Genomic DNA, 22,299 nt, shown 5'->3' with positions numbered 1-22,299 from the left:
CATGAACGATAAACGCCCACCCCACTACGACGGCGGCGATCTGCGCCGCCAGGGCTATCGCAATCGTCAGGACAGCGAGCGCCTGACTTCACGCGACAAAATGCAGCCGGTGCTGCTCGACATGCTGACCGACGACGAACCGCAGAAAAAACAGGAGGCGCAGGTGCGCAACCTGGTGTCGCACAGCGAGTTGCGCCGTCGGGTGCTGCGCGATTTGCAGTGGCTGTTCAACTGCGTCAACAGCGAATCCAATCTGGATCTCGGCGATTTTCCGCAGGTGCGGCGCTCCACGCTGAATTACGGCATCGCCTCGCTGGCGGGCAAGCGCATGTCGGACATCGAATGGCTCGACATTCAGCGCGCGCTGACCGATTCCATCCTCCATTTCGAACCGCGCATTCTGCCCGAAGGGCTGCAGGTGCGCTGCATCTCGGACACCGGCTCGCTGGAACTGCACAACGTGCTGTCGATCGAAATCAAGGGCCGCCTGTGGTGCGTGCCCTATCCGCTGGAGTTTCTGTTCCGTACCGACGTGGATCTGGAAAACGGCCACTTCGATCTGAAAGACATAGGGTAAGGCGATGGACAGTAAACTTTTAGATTATTACAACCGCGAGCTGGCCTATCTGCGTGAGATGGGCGCCGAGTTCGCCGAACAGTACCCGAAGGTCGCGGGCCGTCTCGGCATGCGCGGCATCGACGTGGCGGACCCTTATATCGAGCGTCTGATGGAGGGCTTCGCCTTCCTCACCTCCCGCGTGCAGCTAAAAATGGACGCCGAGTTCCCGCGCTTTTCTCAGCGCTTGCTGGAGATCATCTACCCCAACTACCTGTCGCCGACGCCGTCGATGGCGATCGCCGAGCTGCAGCCGGACAGCAGTAAAGGCGACATCAGCAACGGCTTCGTGGTGCCGCGCGGCACCATGATGGACAGCCAGACGCTGAAGAAAAGCGGCATTACCTGCAGTTACACCACGGCGCATGACGTCACGCTACAGCCGGTGCGCATCGCCGGCGTCGAGCTGGGGGGCATTCCGGCCGATATCCCGCTGGCCTCGCTGGGGCTGCAGCACAGCGGCTGCGTCAGCGCGCTGCGCATTCGTCTTGAGTGCTACGAAAGCGTAACGCTCAACAACCTGCGGCTGGATCAGCTGATGTTTTACCTGGCCGGGCCGGACATGCAGGCGCAGCAGCTGCTGGAGTTGCTGATGCAGCACAGCGTCGGGCTTGTCTGCCAAACGGTGGAACCGCAGCCGCAGCGGCGGGCGCTGGCGCTGGACGGGCTGCGGCAGGAGGGCTTCGCCGCCGAGCAGGCGCTGCTGCCCAACGACCTGCGCAACTTTGAAGGCTACCGGCTGCTGCAGGAGTATTTCGCCTTCCCGGCGCGCTTCCAGTTTTTCAGCGTCAACGGCCTGCGTCCGCTGCTGCAGAGCGTGCGCGAAGGGAAAAAAGCGCTGCGCCAGTTCGAGATCGTGGTGCTGCTGGATCGGCACGACGCCGCGCTAGAACGGGTGGTCGACGTTGCCCATTTGGCGCTGCACTGCACGCCGGTGATCAACCTGTTTCCGAAGATCGCCGAACGCATCGCGATCAACGAAAAAAACCACGAATACCATCTGGTGGTCGACAATATCCGGCCGCTGGATTACGAAGTGTTCTCGGTGCAGCGGCTCGGCGGCAGCGCCAGCGAAAAACGCTACGAGCAAGAGTTTCGGCCGTTTTACAGCACCCTGAGCGCGGACGACGGCAACTATGGCGCCTACTTCTCGCTGCGGCGCGAACAGCGCACGCTCTCGGAGCACGCCCGCCGCTATGGCACCCGCACCGGCTATGCCGGTTCGGAAGTGTTCGTATCGCTGGTGGACGAACGGCAATCGCCGTGGCACAGCGATCTGAAATACCTCACCGCCGACGTGTTGTGCACCAGCCGCGACCTGCCGTTGATGTTGCTGCAGCAGGATCAGGGCAACTTCGTGATGCCCGACTCGATCCCGATCAAGCAGGTCTCGCTGCGCAAAGGCCCCACCCCGCCGCGCCCGGCGCTGGCCGAAGGGATGATCACCTGGCGGCTGATCAGCCAGCTGCAGCTGAACTACCTCAGCATGATGGACGGCGATCCGGAACAGGGTGCCGCCAGCCTGCGCCAGCTGCTGGGGCTGTACGGCAACCTGAGCGAACCGGCGATCGCCAAACAAATTCAGGGCGTGCGCCACTGTAACCTGCGGCCGGTCTATCGGCGAGTGCCTGAACCCGGCCCCATCGTGTTCGCGCGCGGCATCGCCATCGATCTGACGGTCGATGAGCAGGCGTTCTCGGGCAACAGCCCTTACCTGCTCGGCAGCGTGCTGGAGCGCCTGTTCTCGCGCCTGGTGGCGATGAACACCTTCACCGAGATGACGCTCTCCAGCCAGCAACGCGGCGAAATCGCCCACTGGCAGGCGCGCATGGGCAAAAGGACGCTGATATGAACGCGGAGATGATCGCCACCGAACTGGCGCCGCCGCAGATCAACGCGCTGTATCGCCTGCCGGACGACTTTTGGCCGCGGCTGCGCAGCGCGCCTTACAAGCACGATCTGTTTCAGCTGCTGCGCCGCATCGACGCCCAGGGCGGCCAGCCCTACCTGCTGGGACGCGCGCCGCTGCCGCGCCACGAGATGCTGCGCCTGGGGCAGGAACCTTCGCTGTCGTTCGCACCCTCCACGCTGGCGCAGGTGACGCCGCGCGCCAACAGCCCGCTGCACGACGTTTCGATCTTCAGCTTCGGTCTGTTCGGCCCCAACGGGCCGCTGCCGCTGCACCTGACCGAATACGTGCGCGAACGGGTGTATCACCATCAGGACACCACCCTGCTGGCGTTCACCAATCTGTTCCATCACCGGCTGACGCTGCTGTTTTACCGCGCCTGGGCCGACGCGCAACCGACGGTATCGCTGGATCGCCCGGACAACCGGCGCTTCGACGAGTACCTGTCGAGCCTGATCGGCCTCGGCCAGCCGGCGCAGCAGGAACGCGACAGCATCAACGCCCACGCTAAACATTTTATGGCCGGTCATCTGATTCGCCACAGCCGCGATCCGGAAGGCCTGAGCAAGATTTTGCAGCAGTATTTCAAGGTGCCGGTGCGCATCGTCGAGAACGTGCCGCACTGGCTGCGGGTAGAACCGCGCGAGCAGGCGCGGCTCAAGGCCGGACGCGGCGCGCCACGGCTCGGCGAGTCGGCTTTTCTCGGCATCGCGGTGCGGGATATCCAGCACAAGTTCCGCATCGAGCTGGGGCCGATGCCGCAGCGGGACTATGACCGCTTTCTGCCCGGCGCCGATCTGTGCCGGCAACTGCGCGACTGGGTGCGCCAATACCTGGGCATCGAGTTCGTCTGGGAAGTGCGCCTGATCCTGGCGAAGGAACAGGCGCACGGCATCCAGCTCGGCGGCGCGCAGCGGTTGGGCCTGAGCAGTTGGCTGGCCGACCATCGGCGACAGCGCGATCTCGACGATCTGATCTTCAGCCCTGAACCGCTGGAAAACCCGTTCTGACCCTATTTCGGCCGGCGCCCTGCGGCGCCAGGCCACTCTGAGACCTGAGGAAAACCATGTCTGAAATCAGCCGCTCGGTATTATTTGGCAAACTGGATAGCCTGTTATTCACCTCTCTGGAAAGTGCGACGGCGTTTTGCAAGCTGCGCGGTAACCCCTACGTCGAACTGGCGCACTGGCTGCATCAGCTGATGCAATCGCCGGACGGCGATCTGCAGCAAATCGTTCGCCACTTCGCGCTGGACGAGGCGCAACTGGCGCGCGACATCGTCGAGGCGCTCGATCGCCTGCCGCGCGGCGCCAGCGCCATCTCCGATCTGTCCGAGCACATCGACAGCGCGGTAGAACGCGCCTGGGTCTATGGCTCATTGAAATTCGGCGCGGCGCGCATCCGCGGCGGCCACCTGCTGCTCGGTATCCTGAAAACCTACAGCCTGCGCCATCTGCTGAAGGCCATTTCCCCGCAGTTCGAGCGCATCAACGCCGATCTGTTGATGGAGCAGTTCGCCGCCATCACTGCCCACTCGGCGGAAAATATCCTGGATGCGCCGGCGGAAAGCGCCGCCGATAACGTATCCGGCGCACCGCGCAGCGGTGAAAGCGTGCTGGCGCAGTATGCCCAGGATCTGACCGCCAAAGCGCGCAACGGCGAGATCGACCCGGTGGCCGGCCGCGATGAGGAAATCAGGCAAATCATCGATATCCTGATGCGCCGCCGCCAGAATAACCCGCTGCTGACCGGCGAGGCCGGCGTCGGAAAAACCGCGGTGGTGGAAGGCCTGGCATTGCGCATCGTGGCCGGTGACGTGCCGCCGCAGCTGCGCGACGTGAAACTGTGCCTGTTGGACATTGGCATGCTGCAGGCCGGCGCCGGCGTCAAAGGCGAGTTTGAAAAACGGCTGCAGGCGGTGATCGACGAAGTGCAGTCCAGCCCGACGCCGATCATTCTGTTTATCGACGAAATTCACACCCTGATCGGCGCCGGCGGCGCCCAGGGCACCGGCGACGCCGCCAACCTGCTGAAACCGGCGCTGGCGCGCGGCCAGCTGCGCACTATCGGCGCCACCACCTGGTCGGAATACAAGAAATACATCGAGAAAGACCCGGCGCTCACCCGACGTTTCCAGGTGGTCCAGGTACAGGAGCCGAGCGAAGACAAAGCGCTGCTGATGCTGCGCAGCACCGTCAGCCCGCTGGAACAACACCACCGCGTGCTGCTGCTGGATGAAGCGGTGGACGCCGCGGTGCGGCTGTCGCATCGCTATATTCCTGCCCGCCAGCTGCCGGACAAAGCGGTGGCGCTGTTGGATACCGCCTGCGCGCGCGTGGCGGTCAGCCAACACGCCGAGCCTGCCCAGGTCGAAGACTGCCGCCACCGCATCGATGCGCTGCAGATAGAGTTGGATATCGCCCGCCGCGAGGCCAAAGTCGGCATTGGCGATCCCCTGCGCCCGCAGGAAATTGAAACCCAGCTGACCGCGCTGCGCCAGGCGCTGGAACAGCTGACCGACCGCTGGCAGCAGGAGCTGGCGCTGATCCAAGAGATCATCACGCTACGCGCCCAGTTGCACCAGCAGGAAGCGGAGCCTACCGGCGAAGAAACAGAGGCGGCCCCTGACGCCGACGCGCTGCGCGCCCAGCTGGGCGAACTTCAGCAGCAGCTGAGCGCGCTGCAGGGCGAAGCGCCGCTGATCTTCGCCGCCGTCGACGCCAACATCGTGGCGGCGGTAGTGGCCGACTGGACCGGCATCCCGCTGGGCCGCATGGTGAAAAACGAGATTGAGGCGGTGCTGCAGCTCTCCGACACCCTGAACCAGCGTGTGATCGGCCAACGCCATGCGCTGGATCTGATCGCCCGCCGGGTGCGCACTTCGCGGGCGCGGCTGGACGATCCGAACAAGCCGGTCGGGGTGTTCCTGCTGGCCGGGCCGTCCGGCGTCGGCAAGACCGAAACCGCGCTGGCGCTGGCGGAAACCCTGTACGGCGGCGAGCAGAACGTCATCACCATCAACATGAGCGAATTCCAGGAGTCGCACACCGTTTCGACGCTCAAAGGCGCGCCCCCCGGCTATGTCGGCTACGGCGAAGGCGGCGTGCTGACCGAGGCGGTGCGCCGCCGCCCTTACAGCGTGGTGCTGTTGGACGAAATCGAGAAGGCGCACCCGGACGTGCATGAGATCTTCTTCCAGGTGTTCGACAAGGGCTGGATGGAGGACGGCGAAGGCCGCCATATCGATTTCCGCAACACCATTATCATCCTGACCTCCAACGTCGGCACCGATCTGATCGCCGGGCTGTGCAGCGATCCGGAGCTGCTGCCGGAGCCGGAAGCGCTGAGCGGCGCGCTGCGCCAACCGCTGCTGTCGGTGTTCCCGGCCGCCTTGCTCGGCCGCCTGCTGGTGGTGCCGTATTACCCGCTGACCGACGCCACGCTGGGCAACATCGTGCGCCTGCAGCTGGGCCGCATCCAGCGTCGCCTGGCGGAGAATCACGACATCGTCTGCACCTTCGACGACGCGGTCATCGAGCAGATCGTCAGCCGCTGCACCGAGGTGGAGTCCGGCGGCCGCATGGTCGACGCCATCCTGACCAACACCCTGCTGCCACAGATCAGCCACACCCTGCTGACCGGCAGCGCCAACGACCAGCGCTATCGCCAGCTGCATATCGCGCTGCAGAACCACGAATTCATTTGTCAATTTCAGGCATAACGCCGCGGCCGCCGAGACGGCGGCCCTTTGAACACAGAGAGTCATCACTATGTCGGGAACCGGGATAACCAAACCGAATTCGAACAGCCTGCCGAGCGGCTATCGATTCAATGAATTCGAGATCCAGGAAGCGATCGGCGAAGGCGGCTTCGGCATCGTCTACCGCGCCTACGATCACCAACTGGAACGCACCATCGCCATCAAGGAGTACATGCCAACCTCGCTGGCGAAACGCAACGACGATCTCAGCATCGGGCTGCGCGGTGAACGCTTCAGCAAAACCTTCCAGGCCGGGCTGAACAGCTTTATTCAGGAGGCGCGTCTGCTGGCGCGCTTCTCGCACCCCGGTCTGCTGCACGTGTTGCGCTTCTGGGAAGAGAACGGCACCGCCTACATGGGCACCCAGTTTTACAGCGGCACCACGCTGAAGAACCTGCAGGCGCAGCAACCGGAGAAAATCGACGAGGCGTGGATCCGGCGGCTGCTGCCGCCGCTGTTCAGCGCCATCAACACCATCCACCAGGAAGGCTATCTGCACCGCGACATTTCGCTGGATAACATCCAGATCCAGGAAAGCCAGCTGCCGGTGCTGCTGGACTTCGGATCGGCACGTAAAGAGATCGGCAACCTGTCAGACGAAACGGAGATCATGCTCAAACCGGGCTTCGCGCCGATCGAGCAGTACACCGAGAACAGCGACGGCGAACAGGGGCCCTGGACCGATATCTACGCGCTGGGCGCCGTGCTGCACACGCTGATCGTCGGTTCGCCGCCGCCGGTCAGCGTGGTGCGCAGCATCGAAGACAGCTACCAGCCGCTGGCCGAGCGCCGCCCCGCCGGTTACTCGCCGGAGCTGCTGCGCACCGTCGATCGCGCGCTGGCGCTGAAGCCGGAAGACCGCCCGCAGACCATCGATGAAATGGCCGAGCTGCTGCATCTGCCAATCGCCGATGAGAACGAAATCATCAGCACCCCGGCGGCTGCGCCGGAGAACCTGCTGGTCGCCGCCAACCCGGCTGCCGCTGCAGCCGCCGCCGGCGCCGTTACCGCGCGCAGCACCCAATTCTCGCGCCCGATGATGGCCGGCGCCGGCGTCGCGGCGCTGCTGGTGATCGGTGCCGTCGCCAGGCTGAGCGGCGGCGAGGACGATACCCAGGCCGTGACCCAAAACACTGAGGCGTCGCCGGCGCAGAAAACCCTGACGGAGCAGCCGAGCGCGCCGCAAACCGCGCAGCCTGCAGCCGCGGAACCTGAAAAGGTGGCACCGCCACCGCAGCCGGTGGCGTTGGTGTACTTCAAACTGCAACCGGGCGAACAGGTCAGCCTCGACGGCAAGCCGCAGCAGGTGACGCCGGGCGCAAACGGCTTCGCCAGCCTGAACCTGGCGCCAGGCCGCTATCAGCTGGAAATCCGCCACGACGATCGACTCCGCCGGCAGCAACTCAGCATCGACACCGCCGGCACCTGGCTGGTCAATCCGGCCACCGCCGGTTAATCCCGTTCTGAAACTCCGCCTCGGCGGGGTTTCCCTATTTCATGAGACTGACGCACCACTGCCCATCCTCATTGGCCGCGCGGCAAGGCCGCTGCAAAGCCGGAGTATGCAGGGCATGACGTCAATCACAGAGGACGTTCTCATGTTGGACCGCATTATTGCGCACACGCCGCTGGGCCAGGAGCAACTGTTGTTCCGCTCACTGGACGGTATCGAAGCGCTTTCCACCCCTTTTGACTTCTCTCTTGAATTGCTGAGCACCGACGCGCGGCTCGATCGCAAAGCGCTGCTCGGCCAACCGCTGACGCTGGAGATCCCAACCCAGGGCTTCCTCAGCGCCCCGCGCTACCTGAACGGCAAGATCACCGCCATCGCCGTCAGCAGCGAAGAGATCGGCGGCACGCGCTACGCGTTGTATAACCTGCACGTGCAGCCGGATCTCTGGCCGATGACCAAGGACCGTAACTTCCGCATCTTCCAGGAACAGACGGTGCCGCAGATCGTCAAGACCCTGCTGGCGGAGCACAACGTGCAGCTGGAAGATCAGCTGACCGGTGACTATCGCCTGTGGGGCTACTGCGTGCAGTACAACGAAAGCAGTTTCAACTTCATCAGCCGCCTGATGGAGCTGGAGGGCATCTATTACTATTTCAAACACGAGATGGGCAAACACACGCTGGTGCTCGGGGACGCCCCCCACCACCACCAGCCCTATCCCGGCTATGAGATGATCCCCTACCACCTGACGCCGTCCGGCGGCAGCACCAGCGAGGAAGGCATCAGCCAGTGGACGTTGTCCGATCGCGTCACGCCGGGTATCTACAGCCTGGACGACTACGATTTCCGCAAGCCGAACGCCTGGCTGTTCCAGGCACGGCAAAACCCGGTCTCGCCGACGCCGGGGCAGATCGACGTTTACGACTGGCCGGGCCGCTACACCGAGCATCAGCAGGGGGAGTTCTACGCCCGCGTGCGCCAGGAGGCCTGGCAGGCCGAACATCAGCAGATCCGCGGTACCGCCACCGCGCTGGGCATTGCTCCCGGCAGCACCTTTACGCTGTATAACGCCCCGCACGCCGACGACAACCGCGAGTACCTGACGCTGCAGGCCAACTACCATCTGAAAGAGAACCGCTATGCCAGCGGCGACGATCAGAGCAGCGAACACCGTATCGACTTCATCGTGCTACCGGCGGACGTGCCCTGGCACCCGCCGCAGCAGGCCACCTGGCCGAAAACCCACGGGCCGCAGACCGCCCGGGTGGTCGGCCCGGCCGGCGAATCGATTTGGACCGACAAATACGGCCGCATCAAGGTGAAATTCCACTGGGATCGCTTCGGGCCAAAAGACGACGGCAGCTCCTGCTGGGTGCGCGTCTCCAGCGCCTGGGCCGGCCAGGGCTATGGCGGCGTGCAGATCCCACGCGTCAACGACGAAGTGGTGGTGGACTTTATCAACGGCGATCCGGATCGACCGATCGTCACCGGGCGCGTCTATAACGAAGCCAGCATGCCGCCGTGGGCGCTGCCGGCCGCCGCCACCCAGATGGGCTTTATGAGCCGCACCAAGGACGGCACCGCCGACAACGCCAACGCCCTGCGTTTCGAAGACAAGGCCGGCGCCGAACAGGTGTGGATCCAGGCGGAGCGCAACATGGACACCCAGGTGAAAAACGATGAAAGCCACACCATCGCTAACGACCACACGCATCTGGTGGGCGGTAACCAGATCAAACGGGTGGTGCTCAATCAGGCAACCGGCGTCAAAGGCGAATCCTCCGCGCTGACCGGCAAAACGCGCAGCGACGCCGTGGTTAACGCCTTTACCCTCGGCTCCGGCGAATCGCTGCGGCTCGAGTGCGGCGAAAGCGTGATCGAGCTGCTGGCGAACGGCCAAATCAACATCACCGGCACCAGCTTCAATATCACGGTGAAAGAGGACGGAGAGATCAATACCGGCGGCCAGCTGGATCTCAACCAGCCTGGCGGCGCCGCGCGCACCGCCGCACCGGGCGGTGGCCATCAGGCGGCAATCCAGAGCGCCGTCGATCAGCTGTTCCCGAAATCCTGATGCCGACGCGGCCCTGCGCCGCGTCCTTTCCCCTGATTACTTGCAAGGACATCCATGGATTACCTTTTCCAGGAAGGCCATTTCACCCTCCCCGCCATCGCCTGGCAGGACTGCACGGTCAATATTCTCAAAAACCCGCAAACCGGCGCCTCGCTGGTCATCACCCGCGGCATCATTCCGCAAGGTGCCACGCTGGAGGACGAATTCGAGAAGCAGTGGCAAGCACTGCTGCCACAGATCAGCGATTTGCAACAGTCGCCGCGCCGGCGCATCAGCGCCGGGCCGCAGGGCCATCTCAAGGCGATTGAAGTCACCAGTCGCTTTATCCGCGCCGGACACCACCATCATCAGCATCAGTTGGCGGTGCAGCCGGACGAGAGCCAGACGTTACTGATCGTCACCTATGCCGCCATGCGCCCCTTCACCCCCGGGGATGACGCTCACTGGCAGCAGGTGAAAGCGTCGCTGGTCTTGACCGAACACAGTGAACAATAGCCATGGCTGAGATCTGGGCAGCAAGAAAGGATGATGAACTGATCCACACCAGCGCGTTGGCGGACATCGCCAGCGCCGTCGCCGAAGTCGCGGTGTATGCGGTGGCGACCGCCGCCGTGTCCGCAGCAGCCGCCGCCGCAGCGCCGGCATTGGCAGGGGTGGCGGTGCTCGGCGCAGCGGCGACGGCGGCCTCCGGCTGCGTCGGCGCCGGGCTGATCGTCGGTTTTGCCACCAGCCTGACCGGCGTCGGAGAACATATCAGCAACGGCTGCGACGCCGTGGCCAACTGGCTCTTCCCGCCTTCCGTCTCCGGCGTCATTCTCACGGGCTCCCCCAACGTCTTCACCAACGCCAAACCGGCGGCACGCGCCGCAGGTCGTTTACTCACGCCCGCAGAGATCAAAGCGTTACCGGCGCCACAGCCGCCGCAAAGCTTCTGGGATTATGGCGCCGAGCTGCTGGCCGCCGGCGGTAATATCCTCTCGCAGCTATGGCAGCCCGGCGTCGCCGGCCCCAGCCAGCCCAGCCAACCGCTGGAAGAAGATAAAATCAGCTGCGACAAACACCCGCTTCCGCAATACCTGGCGGAAGGCTCCAGTAAAGTATTTATCAACGGCCAACCGGCCGTACGCAGCAATGACCGTTCAACCTGCGAGGCGAAAGTCTCGACCGACGTCTCCAAAAATGTGCAGATCGGCGGCGGCACGGTGGTGGTACGCGACATCAAGAGCGGCAAGCTGCCGGGTATCGGTTTGGCGCTGACCGTGCTGCCGCTGCTGCTCGGTAATCCGGCCAAGCTGGTTAAGAACCTGCCTTGCATGATCGGCGGCGGTCTGGCGGCGGCGGGCGTTAACGCCCTCGGCGAAGCGATCCACGCCGCCTTTAACCCGGTGCATGCCGCCACCGGCGCCAAGGTATTGAACGACGAAGAAGATCTGGACCTGTTGCTGCCGGCGCGCTTTCCGCTGATCTGGCAGCGCAATTACAACAGCCGCAATGGCTATCAGGGACTGTTTGGCCACGGCTGGCGCACGCCTTTTGAAATTTGGGTCGATCTTAACGACCGGGACGGCGTCATTGAGTGTTGCCTGCATGATGAAACCGGTCGTGAGCTACGCTTCCCGCTGCCTGAGGTGAACCAGCCGAGCTTCAGCGCCGGTGAAGGGCTGATGTTCCGCCGCGGTGAAGAGGGACAGCTGCTGATCGCCGACACCGACGGCAGCGTCTGGCGGCTGTTCGTGCCGCTGCCGCAGACCCCTTCCCGCCTGAGGCTGGTGTCGTTGAGCGATGAGTACGATAATGCGCTGCTGCTGAACTACGACGAACGACAGCGCCTGAGCCACATCGTCGACAGCGCCGGCACCATGACATTGCGGCTGGAATACGGCGATCCGCGCTTCGACGATCGCGTCACCGCCTTGCGGCATAACGACGAACCACGCGTGCGCTACCGTTATGACGACGGCGGCGATCTGCATCAGGTGATCGACGCCGGCGGCCTGGTCACACGCGAATTTCACTATAACGCCCAACACCTGCTGACCCGCCACCAACAGGCCGGTGGGCCCAGCTTCGAGTATCACTGGGCGATGTTCGACGACTGGCGCGTGGTGGAACACCGCGACAGCGCCGGCGGCGGCTGTACAATCGACTACGATTTGGCCGCCGGGTTAACGACGGTCACCGAGAATGACGGCTTGCGGCACCAGCACCGCTGGAACGCCCAACGGCTGATCGTCGAATATACCGACGAGCGTGGTGAGGTCTGGCATTACCAATGGAATGACGAAGACATGCTGATCGCCACGCGCGATCCGCTCGGCCACGGCTGGCATTTCCGCTACGATGAAGCCGGTAATCTGGTCGAGGAAGAGGATCCGCTCGGCCATATCCGCCTCACCGGTTGGCTACCGCAGCGCGCACTGCCGATCAGCGTCAAGGAGCCCAACGGCGCCACACAGCATTTCTACTACGACGAGCGCCATGCCTTGATTGCCGAGATCGATGCGCTCGGCCATACCCAGCGCTACCTGCGCGATGGCTATGGCCAGGTGGTGCAAGCCGTCGACGCCAACGGCGGCATCAGCCATTTCGCTTATGATGAGCACGGGCAATTATTGCGCGCCCGCGATTGCTCCGGCAAACAAACCCTCTACAAATATACGGCTCAAGGCTGGCTCAGCGAGGTGACCGACGCCGCCGGCGAACGCGTCCATTACAGCTACGATGCCGCCGGCCGCCTGACACAGCTGCAGCGCGCCGAGGGCTGGCAAGAGACGCTGAGCTGGAACGCGCAGGGCCAGCTGGATCGCTATCAGGGGGCCGATGGGCGCCTGACGCATTATCGCTATGACGCAGCCGGCCGCCTGCTGGCCACGCGCAATCCGCTCGATGGCGAGGTGGTGCGCCACTACGACGCCCGCGGCAGATTAACGGCGCTGCGCAACGAGAATGCCGAAAGTTACCTGTTCCATTGGACGGCCTGCAATCTGTTGCAGGAAGAAATCGGGTTGGACGGCGTCAGCACCCGCTATCGTTACGACGAATGCCGCCGGGTCGTCGAGCGCCGCTTCGCCGCCAATACCTCCGCCGCCTTCTCGCACTATTTCAACCATGACGGCGCCGGCCAACTGGTGAGCAAACAGACGCCCGATGGAGAAACCCGCTACCGCTACAGTCCGCTCGGCCAACTGCTGCATGCCGCCAGTGACCGCGGCAACGCATGGCATGACGAGCCGACAACGGCTCAGAGCGAGGTCAGTTTTGACTATGACTTGCTGGGGCGGGTAACCCGTGAACAAGGTGCCAACGGTACGCTGCGCTATGATTACGATCCGATGGGTAACCGCACGCAAACCACCTTGCCCGACGGACGCGCGCTGCGCGCGCTGTACTACGGCAGCGGCCACCTGCTGCAGCTGGCGCTGGACGATATCACCCTCAGCGAGTTCGAGCGTGACAATCTGCACCGCGAGCTGAGCCGTACGCAGGGTCGCCTGACCAGCCGAGTGCATTATGATCGGCTGGGGCGCAAAGACCGGCGGGAGATCTTCAATGACAACCGCCAGCGCCCGGCGCCGGCCAGCAGCTCGCGCCAGTGGTCCTACGACTATCAAAACAACCTGACGCGCGAAGAACACAACGCCAACCCGTTCTCCTACCAGCGTTATCAGTACGATGCCACCGGTCGATTGCTGAGCCGGGACGGCACGCTGCCGGATACCGAGCGCTACCGGTACGATCCGGCATCCAACCTGCTGGATGAGGGGCAATTCCGCCAGCGGCACAACCGCGTACTGCATTATCAGGGAATTGATTACCGATACGATGTCTTTGGCCGCACGGTGGAAAAACGCAAAGGCCACTACCGTTGGCAATATCTCTACGACGCCGATCATCGCCTCTGCGAGGTGGTGCGCTACAGCCAACATCGCAGCGAAGCCCAGCAGCATGTGCAGTTCCACTATGATCCGCTCGGGCGGCGCACGCAAAAGCGGGTGTGGCAGCAAAGTCAGGATCTGCGCCAACCGGCCGGCAAATGCCAAACCACCACGTTTTTGTGGGAAGGTTTCCGGCTGCTGCAGGAAACTCGCGACGGCATGCCCCTCACCTATGTCTATGCCGATCAGGGCAGCTATGAACCTTTGGCGCGCATCGACGGCCACACGCCGGCCCAAGTATTTTACTTCCACACGGCGCCGAACGGCGAACCGGAAAGCCTGACCGACAGCGACGGAACGCTGCGCTGGCAGAGTCACAGCAGCGCCTGGGGCCGCATAAAGTATGAGGAAAATCAGCAAGATCTGGATTATTCCCAAAACCTGCGCCTGCAGGGGCAATACCTGGATCGGGAAACGGGATTGCACTACAATTTGTTCCGCTATTACGATCCGGATATCGGCAGATTTACCCAGCACGATCCGATAGGTTTGGCCGGCGGGATCAACCTGTACCAATACGCGCCGAATCCGCTGGGTTGGGTGGATCCTTGGGGATGGAAGCCACGATGCGCAGCAACCAAAGCCAACGATCATAATCAGGCAGCTTTTGGTCGACAATGGCAAGGTCGAGGTATCTACAAAGGACGAGACTCTTGGTCAAATATCATGTTGAAAGAAGGTGACATTGTTTATGGCGGCGCTCCAGGGCAATCTGGTTTTTACTTCAACAAGGCGACGCTAGATGCTGCAGGTGGCAGTAGAGCCAAGCTATGGGAAAGTTTGCAGGTGCTTCCACATGAAAAATTTGGTTATAGATCTAAAATACAAGCATATAGAGTAAAAAGAGAAACGATTGCAGGAACAGGTAAAGCGATATCTCAAGACCCAACGAGATTCGGCGAAGGCGGAGGAACTCAATTTTTCCTTTCTAACTATAAAACTGTCCTTGAGCCAATTGATAAGCCTTTTGAAATTGGATTGTAAAATGCAACTAGATACTTATGACGGAACACTAGAACTCGCGGGAATAACGCTAGGTACAGCGACAACCCGAGAAATGCTAATAAAAGGCTCCAGATTGTGGGAGGGTTGGCCAGAAAAGTCAGATGGTAGGACTACATCATACAGAACAATAATCAGTACAAAAAAAGAAAAAGCCGGCGATATATATATAATTGCCGACTTCTCCGGGGCCTTCATTACAGATGCAGTGCTTTGCAGTTGGCGTTTTGCGCCTGAAAAACTCATGATGGGAATACAAAAAAAAGTAGAAGGTGCTATTACCAAAAATCTTCGAACATGGTTTTATGAAAAAACTCATATACAACTTCCAGTTAGTGGTTCATGGGGGCATATTGACGCTGCTTATGACCCACATAATTTAACGGGAACAATAGTGTGCAACTATCGCAGTGCATTTCATACTGAGGATGAATGGCGAAAATATTGCAAAAGGAATAACATAATTTATTAAAAAAGAGGAAACTCATCCACATTATTATATAAAAATTCACACACTCATTCCATAATGCAGAGTGTGTGTGATTTTTCACCCCCCCCCCTCGAATATCGCAAATAACTACATCTTCACTTCGCACACTAACAATCAATAAAGGCATGAATCATTTATTCACTAGATCTATTTAAATATTATGAACAAAGAGAAAATTGTCATTACCCCATCAAACAGGCAACTATTTGATGGTAACGAAGAGCAGTTTCGTTTATTTAAAAAAGAAGTATCCATCCCTAACTCTAACGAAAAAGTACTTTATGATAACAGCTCTGCGATACCCATATGGGATATAGATGAAAACATCAGGAAGGCGATCGCAGAAAAAATAAGCGGGATAAAAGTCATAGAGTACCCATATGACCCAATACCTTCATATAAAAATGAAAATCTGGATATCTACATTCAGAATGTAGAGTCGGAAATGCACAAAAACAGAATAACAATAATCACGGCGACGGGTGAATCACAACCAGCAAGATATAAGATAAAGTTGCTGGGTTTCATTTTTCACTGGCGCTCTATTAGGGGCACTTGCTGAAAACAGTAGGTTTATAAAAACCTTAAATATACATTCTATGATATAGACATGGAATAATTATCTTATGACTGTTCCTCTTTTAAATGAATCTTTAAATATCCCATCAAAAGGCTCCCAAAGAGCCTTTTGATACGCTACCGCGCCGTCTCACCACTTCTTCACCGTCTGGTAAATCTCGAGGTCGAAATAGCCGTCGGCCTCGCAGTCGTTGAGATAGTGCTCATAGCTCACCCCCTCAACCGGCTGGTAGCCGCTGGCCGGCAGCAGCTTCTGATAGAACTCGCCCCACACCTGCTCGAAATCGCCATCGCTGATGCGCACGTGGTAGACCGCATACTGCCCGGCGGGCAGCGTCTGCACGGTCACGCCCTCGCTGCCCGCCGGCAGCGCGAAATCGTCCGCCACGCTTATCACTACGTCGGCACGCAGCTTTTCCGGCGCCACTTCCGCCGGATCGTCCCAATACAGCACCAGCCATTTGCCAAACGGCACGCCGTGGCGTTTCCGCCATGCCAGCAGTTGCTGCGAGCCCTGCGGGATGGTCTGCGGATACGGCCCCACGACTCTCACTCCCACCACCTTCTCCGCCGCTTTATCGATAATCCTCACGCTCATCGCCCTTATCCTCCCACGTTATTTCAGGCGCCGATTTCGGTGCGCACGTCCAGCAGCTCGGGGAAAAAGGTCAGATCCAACGCCTTTTTCAGGAAGCTGACGCCGCTGGAACCGCCGGTACCTGACTTAAAGCCAATGATCCGCTCCACCGTTTTCATATGGCGGAAACGCCACAGATGGAAACTCTCCTCGATATCCACCAGCTTCTCCGCCATTTCATAGGCTTCCCAGTAGGTCTGCGGGTTGTCGTAGATCACTTTGAACGCCGGCAGCAGATCCGGATTGCGCTGGTAGGGCTGCGTCCAGTCACGCTCGAGGCACTCCTGCGGGATCGGCAGGCCGTGGCGTGCCAGGTACAGCAAGTATTCGTCGTACAGGCTCGGCGCTTCGAGGATCGCCTTCAGCGCGGCGTGCTTTTCCGCATCGCTGCTAAACACCGCCAGCATGGCGGCGTTCTTGTTGCCGAGCAGGAACTCGATCGATCGGTATTGGTGCGACTGGAAGCCCGATGAGCTGCCCAGCACGTCGCGAAACTCGACGTACTCCGACGGCGTCAGCGTTTCCAGCACCGCCCACTGTTCGAACAGCAGCCGCTGGATCTGTTTGACGCGCGCGAGGATTTTGAAACAGTGGCTGAGTTTGTCCTGCTGCACCAGCCGCACCGCCGCCTGCAGCTCGTGCAGCATCAGCTTCATCCACAGTTCGGAGGTTTGGTGCTGTATCACGAACAGCATTTCGTCATGATGTGGCGGGTTGGAGAGTGGGTGCTGGCAGTCCAGCAGCGAGTCCAGGCACAGGTAGTCGCCATAGCTCATGCGTTTGGAAAAATCGGTGACAATCGCGCTTTCTAATTCCCGTTTGTTCATCTGTTCTCTCCGTTGCGCCCAGCGCCCGATCGGCCTGGAACGTGCCGCAAAGAGAAAACAATAGTACAGAACCCGCCGCCCCGAAGGGCGATAAACGAGAGGTGCTTCGCAGATCTCACTCATCTGCGTTAACACATTGCCCCTCTCCCCCTGTGTTGTTTAGTAAACAACACGGCTGCCGCCTGACGATTCTCACAAATGCGCAATCCCATGCGCGCAGCGCCCCGGTTCCGGCTTGCCTGCGGCCGGCTTCCCTTATAGATTGCAGGCTAACGGCAGGCAGCAAGGTATCGGCAAATGGCAAATATTCGTGATGTGGCGCGGTTGGCCGGCGTGTCCATCAGCAGCGTGTCGAACCTGCTGAACAATCGCAGCCACCAGATGAGCGCGCAGACCCGTGAGCGTATCGAACGGGCGATGGAAACCCTGGGATACCGGCCGGCCCGAGCGGCGGTGCCCGCGCCGCAGGCGAAGATCATCGGCCTGCTGCTGCCGTCGATCGTTAACCCGAGCTTTTCGGCGCTGGCGCATGCGGTCGACGGCGCGGCGCGGGTTCACCGTTACCGCGTTTTGCTCGGCAACGCCTACCGCCAGGAACAGGAAGAAGCCGCGTTTATCGACGATATGTTCCTGCACGGCGTGCGCGGCATCATCGTAGCGGCGAGCGACATTCGCCAGACTCATTTTGTTCGGGCCGCCGAGCGAGGCATGAAGATTGTCAGCTACGACAGCCCGTTCGCCGAGCCGATGGCCACCGATACCCGACTGTTCGACAGCGTGTCGATGGACAATATCGCCGCCGGGCGCCTGGCCGCGCAGCACCTGCTCGAGCGCGGCTGCCGACACATCGTGTTCGCCACCGAAGCGACGCTGACCGTCGGGCGCAGCCACAAGATCGACGGTTTTCTGAGCGCGCTGGGGCACAGCCTGAGCGAACGCCAACGGGTGATCGAAGGCAAAGCCAACAGCGCCTACGGCGACACGGAAATGTTCGAATTGGGGCTGACGCTGGCGCCGCGCGTTCTCGCGTTGGCACCGCGTCCGGACGGCATCGTGGCGATTAACGATGCGCTGGGCATCGGGCTGATGGTGGGCCTGCGCGCCGCCGGCATCCAGGTGCCCGCAGACATCTCGGTGATTGGCATCGATAATATCGCGCTGGCCGGCCTGGCCGAACCGGGGTTGACGTCGATTGGCCCACCGCTGGCGGAGATGGCGCAGCTGATGGTCGAACGCCTGATCGGCCGTATCAACAATGATTTGCAACCGCCCGGCGAGTTTCTCTTCCCGCCGTCGGTCATCAGCCGGCGCTCGGTCAAAACCGCCGGTTAATACGGTAAAAACGACTTTCCCAGACGATGCGCAGCCGGCATCGTCCGGATCGTCGCAGCTAAAAGCAGAAAAAATAGAATCGTCGCAATAAATAAACGGCGCGACACTTTTATGCACGCAACGTCGTTATTCAGCACGCCGCTCATGACTTTGGGCTGGGCCGCTATTATTCCGATTAACCACATGGGAAAAACCATGATGAAAAAAACAATGCCAACGGATATTGAACGCAGCGCCATCAGGAAATTGACGCTGCATATCGTCCCCCTCATGATCTTATTGTATTTCCTGGCCTTTCTCGACCGCAACAATATGGCCTACGCCGCCAAAGCGCTGGAAGATAATCTGGGATTGACCGCCTCGGCTTTCGGCTTCGCCTCCGGGATTTTCTTTATCGGCTATTTCCTGTTTGAAATACCCAGCAACGCCGGCACCATTAAATTTGGCCCGCGTATCTGGTTCGCCAGAATATTAATTTCCTGGGGCATCTTCGCGACCCTGCTCGGTTTTGTGCGCACGCCGCTGGAGCTGTATATTTGCCGTTTTATGTTGGGCGTGTGCGAAGCCGGTTTCTTTCCCTCGGTGGTGTATTACTTCACGGTTTTCTTTCCGGAGAAATACCGCACCAAAATTCTCGGCATGTTTATCATCGTCCAGCCGCTGTCCAACGCGGTCGGCTCGCCGATTTCCGGCTTTATTCTCAATATTCAGCATGACTGGTTCGGGTTCGCCCCCTGGCAGCTGCTGTTTATCCTCGAAGGGTTGCCGCCGATCGTCATCGGCCTGCTGATCCCGTTCCTGATCAAGAACTCCCCCAAAGACGTCGGCTATCTGAACGTGGAGGAAAAAGCCTGGCTGATGAGCAACGCCGGCCGCTCCAAATCCGGCTCTAAAATCACGCTGGCTGACTTCCTGAAGGGGATTAAAAACAAGAAATACCTGCTCTACGCGCTGCTCAACTTCGGCATGGTGTGCGGCATTTATGGCTTCGGCACCTGGCTGCCGTCGATCATCAGCGCCCTCTCCGGCGGCGATATCTTCCGCGTCAGCCTACTGGCGCTCATTCCCTACGGCCTGGCCGCGCTGCTGGTCTATCCGTGGAGCCTGTGGGCCAGCAAAACCAAAAAGCTCGGCGTATTTGCCGGCCTCAGCATGGTGGTTGCCGCCATCGGCCTGATGGGGGCGGTGACGTTTTTTAAATACGACCCGCTCGTCGCGCTGTCGTTCCTGTGCATCGCCGCCATCGGTATCTACACCGCCGTGCCGCCGTTTTTATCCATGCCCGCCAATATCTCCACCGGCGCGGCTGCGGCCGCCGGGCTGGCGGTGGTCAGCTGCATCGGCAATATCGGCGGTTTTGTCGCCCCCTATGCGGTGGGCGTGCTGAACGATCTGACCGGCAGCAGCGCGCCGGGGCTGTTTTTCCTGGCCTCGTGCCTGCTGGCCACCGGGCTGATCTGCATTTTCTACTGCGCCAAACAGCGTGAAGGCGTCATCAATTCTTAACGAACCAATAAGGAGTCAATCATGGGCGATCTTGCGGGCAAGAAGGTCTTTATCACCGGAGCGGAACAGGGCATTGGCCGCGCCACTGCGGAGCGGCTGATCAAGGCCGGTTGCGACATCTATTTTCACTATCACAGCGACGAAAGCGGCCCCAAGGCGCTGGTGGCGCTGGCCCATTCTCTGGGGCAAAAAGCCGCTTACGGCTACGCCGATCTCATCGATACCGACGAAACGCTGCGCTGCGTCGCGGCCGGCGCCGAGTTTCTCGGCGGCATCGATATTCTGGTCAATAACGTCGGCGGCATCGTCGGGCGCAAATGGCTGGGCGAGATCGACCGCGCCTTCTGGCAAACCGTGATCGACGTGAACATGACCACCATGCTGAACGTGACGCAGAGCGCGCTACCGTTCCTGAAGGCGGCGGCAAACGGCGCCAGCATCGTCAACCTGGCCTCGCAGGCCGGCCGCGCCGGCGGCCACTCCGGCTCGCTGGTCTATTCCGCCACCAAGGGCGCGGTGCTCACCTGGACGCGCTCGCTGGCGGCGGAGCTGGGCGAGCACGGCATCCGGGTAAACGCGGTGGCGCCCGGCCTGATCCTCGGCACCCGCTTCCATAATCGCCACACCACCCAAGAATCGGCGGAGGAAACCGTTCGCGCCATCCCGCTGGGCCGCGCAGGCACGCCGGACGACGTGGCGCGCGCCATCGCCTTTCTGGCAGCGGAATACGACGGCTTCATCTCCGGCGCCACTCTTGATATCAACGGCGGCATCTACCGCATGTAATTCAGCTGCGGGCGGCACGGCTGCCGCCCCCTATTCAGGTATCGCCTTATGATTAAATCCGCCATCACCCACCCGCCGCTGCTCGCCGTGCTGGCGCAATGCGGGCATAAAACCCAGGTGCTGATCGCCGACGGCAACTACGCCTGCGTGACCCACGCGCCGAAAGACGCCACCGTGGTCTATCTGAACCTGGCGCCCGGCACGCTCGCCGCTCCGCCAATCCTGGAAAAACTGCTGGCCTGCATCAACGTGGAAAGCGCGGCGCTGATGGCCTGCCCGCCGGACTTCACCAACGCTATCGAAGCCGAATACCGGCAGCTGCTGCCTGAACATTGCCCGATCGAATACCTGCCGCGCGAGGCGTTTTACGCCGCGGTCAAATCGGATCGGACGTTGCTGGTGATCGCCTCCGGCGAACAGCGCCGCTTCGCCAACCTGCTGCTGACGGTGGCGCCGGTGGTGTGATGACGCCATTGCGTTAATGGCGGTTGTGCCCCAACCGCCATACCTGCGCTTTACGCCAGCTGCTGATTCACGATATCCGCCACTTCTTTCGGCTGATGATTGATGAAGAAATGATCCGACGAAACGGTGTGCAGACCGATATGCGCGCTTGTATAGCGCGCCCAAGCCGCCATGTCCGTCTTGGAAACAGTGCTGTCGCGGCTGCCGTGAATCAACACCAAAGGATAATTGATTGTCTTCTCCTTCAACGCCCGTTTCATATGAAAATTAATCGACAGCTCGTTGCGTATAATAGGGAAAAATAAGCTTCTGAAATCAACGTCATCCAAAATATCAGGTTGAGTTCCGCCATAACGACGCAATACTTCGGCCATTTCATCATCATCTGAATGCATCGGATCATGCTTAAAATCCGTAATGTGCGGCGGTGCTTCTGCGGCGATAAAAATTCGCGCCGGCGGTTTATCCTGAGCGATAAAACGACTCGCCAATTCAAAGGCGAATAATCCGCCATTGCTGTGACCAAGAAATGAGTACGGTTTTCCCGACATCAGGCTCGTGGCTTCTCGTTCCACCTCATCCAAAATTTTGTAGACATCATTGCACAACGCCTCTGAAAAGCGGCGCCCATTGCCGGGTAGTTGCATGGCGTACACGGACGTATTGCTATTGACGTAGTGAGAGAATGGCACGAATACCTCGGCATTTCCGGCAGCATAAGGGAAACAAAATAAAATATGCTCATCATCCCCACCGGTACCCCTTTTTATTTGCTCAAACCACATACGGCTTCCTCTGCTTTGCAAGAATATGACGCTATCCGCCACCGCGGAGAACGGGAGCGGCGTAATCAAAATCAATACCGTAGCGGGATCAGCGGGATAGTTTATCCCGCTGATTTCCCCTCAGGTATAGCGAACACGCTGCG

17 protein-coding genes are annotated in these 22,299 nt (G+C 60.4%); 14 read left to right on the top strand and 3 right to left on the bottom strand.

Going from position 1 to position 22,299, the window contains the following annotated elements; genetic code table 11:
• Position 1: 1 nt before the first annotated feature.
• The 10 genes from N6G83_RS02880 (at position 2) to N6G83_RS02835 (ending at position 15,801) form a co-directional block, all read left to right on the top strand.
• Positions 2-577, top strand: a complete 576-nt coding sequence (locus N6G83_RS02880; RefSeq protein ID WP_043138711.1) for a type VI secretion system baseplate subunit TssE — start codon at positions 2-4, stop codon at positions 575-577.
• Positions 578-581: 4 nt separating this feature from the next.
• Positions 582-2,468, top strand: a complete 1,887-nt coding sequence (tssF, locus tag N6G83_RS02875) for a type VI secretion system baseplate subunit TssF (RefSeq protein WP_238969487.1) — start codon at positions 582-584, stop codon at positions 2,466-2,468.
• Entirely contained in the window at positions 2,465-3,535 is a 1,071-nt protein-coding gene (gene tssG / locus N6G83_RS02870; protein ID WP_049206010.1) for a type VI secretion system baseplate subunit TssG, read from the top strand. The genes tssF and tssG overlap by 4 nt, the downstream gene beginning before the upstream one ends.
• 56 nt (positions 3,536-3,591) lie before the next feature.
• Positions 3,592-6,246, top strand: coding sequence for a type VI secretion system ATPase TssH (gene tssH / locus N6G83_RS02865; RefSeq protein ID WP_197827570.1), 2,655 nt, complete (start codon positions 3,592-3,594; stop codon positions 6,244-6,246).
• Between the two features lie 49 nt (positions 6,247-6,295).
• Positions 6,296-7,741 (top strand): serine/threonine-protein kinase, encoded by a 1,446-nt coding sequence (locus N6G83_RS02860; RefSeq protein ID WP_260514633.1) that lies wholly within the window; start codon positions 6,296-6,298, stop codon positions 7,739-7,741.
• Positions 7,742-7,883: 142 nt separating this feature from the next.
• Positions 7,884-9,812, top strand: coding sequence for a type VI secretion system Vgr family protein (locus tag N6G83_RS02855; RefSeq protein WP_260514631.1), 1,929 nt, complete (start codon positions 7,884-7,886; stop codon positions 9,810-9,812).
• 54 nt (positions 9,813-9,866) lie between these two features.
• Entirely contained in the window at positions 9,867-10,307 is a 441-nt protein-coding gene (locus tag N6G83_RS02850; protein ID WP_142590267.1) for a DcrB-related protein, read from the top strand.
• Between the two features lie 2 nt (positions 10,308-10,309).
• Entirely contained in the window at positions 10,310-14,731 is a 4,422-nt protein-coding gene (locus N6G83_RS02845) for an RHS repeat-associated core domain-containing protein (protein WP_260514630.1), read from the top strand.
• Between the two features lies 1 nt (position 14,732).
• Entirely contained in the window at positions 14,733-15,221 is a 489-nt protein-coding gene (locus tag N6G83_RS02840) for a hypothetical protein (RefSeq protein WP_071826121.1), read from the top strand.
• A 178-nt stretch (positions 15,222-15,399) separates the two neighbouring features.
• Positions 15,400-15,801, top strand: a complete 402-nt coding sequence (locus N6G83_RS02835) for a hypothetical protein (protein ID WP_197770711.1) — start codon at positions 15,400-15,402, stop codon at positions 15,799-15,801.
• 147 nt (positions 15,802-15,948) lie between these two features.
• On the opposite strand, the gene sbmC is transcribed toward N6G83_RS02835, so the two are convergent.
• Both sbmC and kynA read right to left on the bottom strand, forming a co-directional pair.
• Entirely contained in the window at positions 15,949-16,416 is a 468-nt protein-coding gene (gene sbmC, locus N6G83_RS02830) for a DNA gyrase inhibitor SbmC (protein ID WP_025303310.1), read from the bottom strand.
• A 23-nt stretch (positions 16,417-16,439) separates the two neighbouring features.
• Entirely contained in the window at positions 16,440-17,282 is an 843-nt protein-coding gene (gene kynA / locus N6G83_RS02825; RefSeq protein ID WP_025303311.1) for a tryptophan 2,3-dioxygenase, read from the bottom strand.
• A 297-nt stretch (positions 17,283-17,579) separates the two neighbouring features.
• On the opposite strand from kynA, the gene N6G83_RS02820 reads away from it, so the two are divergent.
• The 4 genes from N6G83_RS02820 (at position 17,580) to N6G83_RS02805 (ending at position 21,371) form a co-directional block, all read left to right on the top strand.
• On the top strand, positions 17,580-18,614 hold the full coding sequence (locus tag N6G83_RS02820; protein WP_025303312.1) for a LacI family DNA-binding transcriptional regulator: 1,035 nt from the start codon (positions 17,580-17,582) through the stop codon (positions 18,612-18,614).
• Between the two features lie 270 nt (positions 18,615-18,884).
• Positions 18,885-20,120 carry an MFS transporter gene (locus tag N6G83_RS02815; RefSeq protein ID WP_016927236.1) on the top strand — a complete coding sequence of 412 codons (1,236 nt, stop codon included), beginning with the start codon at positions 18,885-18,887 and terminating at the stop codon, positions 20,118-20,120.
• A 21-nt stretch (positions 20,121-20,141) separates the two neighbouring features.
• Positions 20,142-20,906 carry an SDR family NAD(P)-dependent oxidoreductase gene (locus tag N6G83_RS02810; protein WP_043138736.1) on the top strand — a complete coding sequence of 255 codons (765 nt, stop codon included), beginning with the start codon at positions 20,142-20,144 and terminating at the stop codon, positions 20,904-20,906.
• A gap of 48 nt (positions 20,907-20,954) precedes the next feature.
• The gene (locus tag N6G83_RS02805) at positions 20,955-21,371 is read left to right on the top strand and encodes an RbsD/FucU family protein (protein WP_197770712.1); all 417 of its coding nucleotides are present in this window, start codon (positions 20,955-20,957) and stop codon (positions 21,369-21,371) included.
• Positions 21,372-21,421: 50 nt separating this feature from the next.
• On the opposite strand, the gene N6G83_RS02800 is transcribed toward N6G83_RS02805, so the two are convergent.
• Positions 21,422-22,156 carry a thioesterase II family protein gene (locus N6G83_RS02800; RefSeq protein WP_075201387.1) on the bottom strand — a complete coding sequence of 245 codons (735 nt, stop codon included), beginning with the start codon at positions 22,154-22,156 and terminating at the stop codon, positions 21,422-21,424.
• Positions 22,157-22,299: the final 143 nt, after the last annotated feature.

The sequence above is a fragment of the Serratia sp. PL7 genome, from assembly GCF_945957435.1.
Note: the sequence above shows the minus strand (reverse complement) of the source record. Positions and strands in the feature narration are given on the sequence as shown.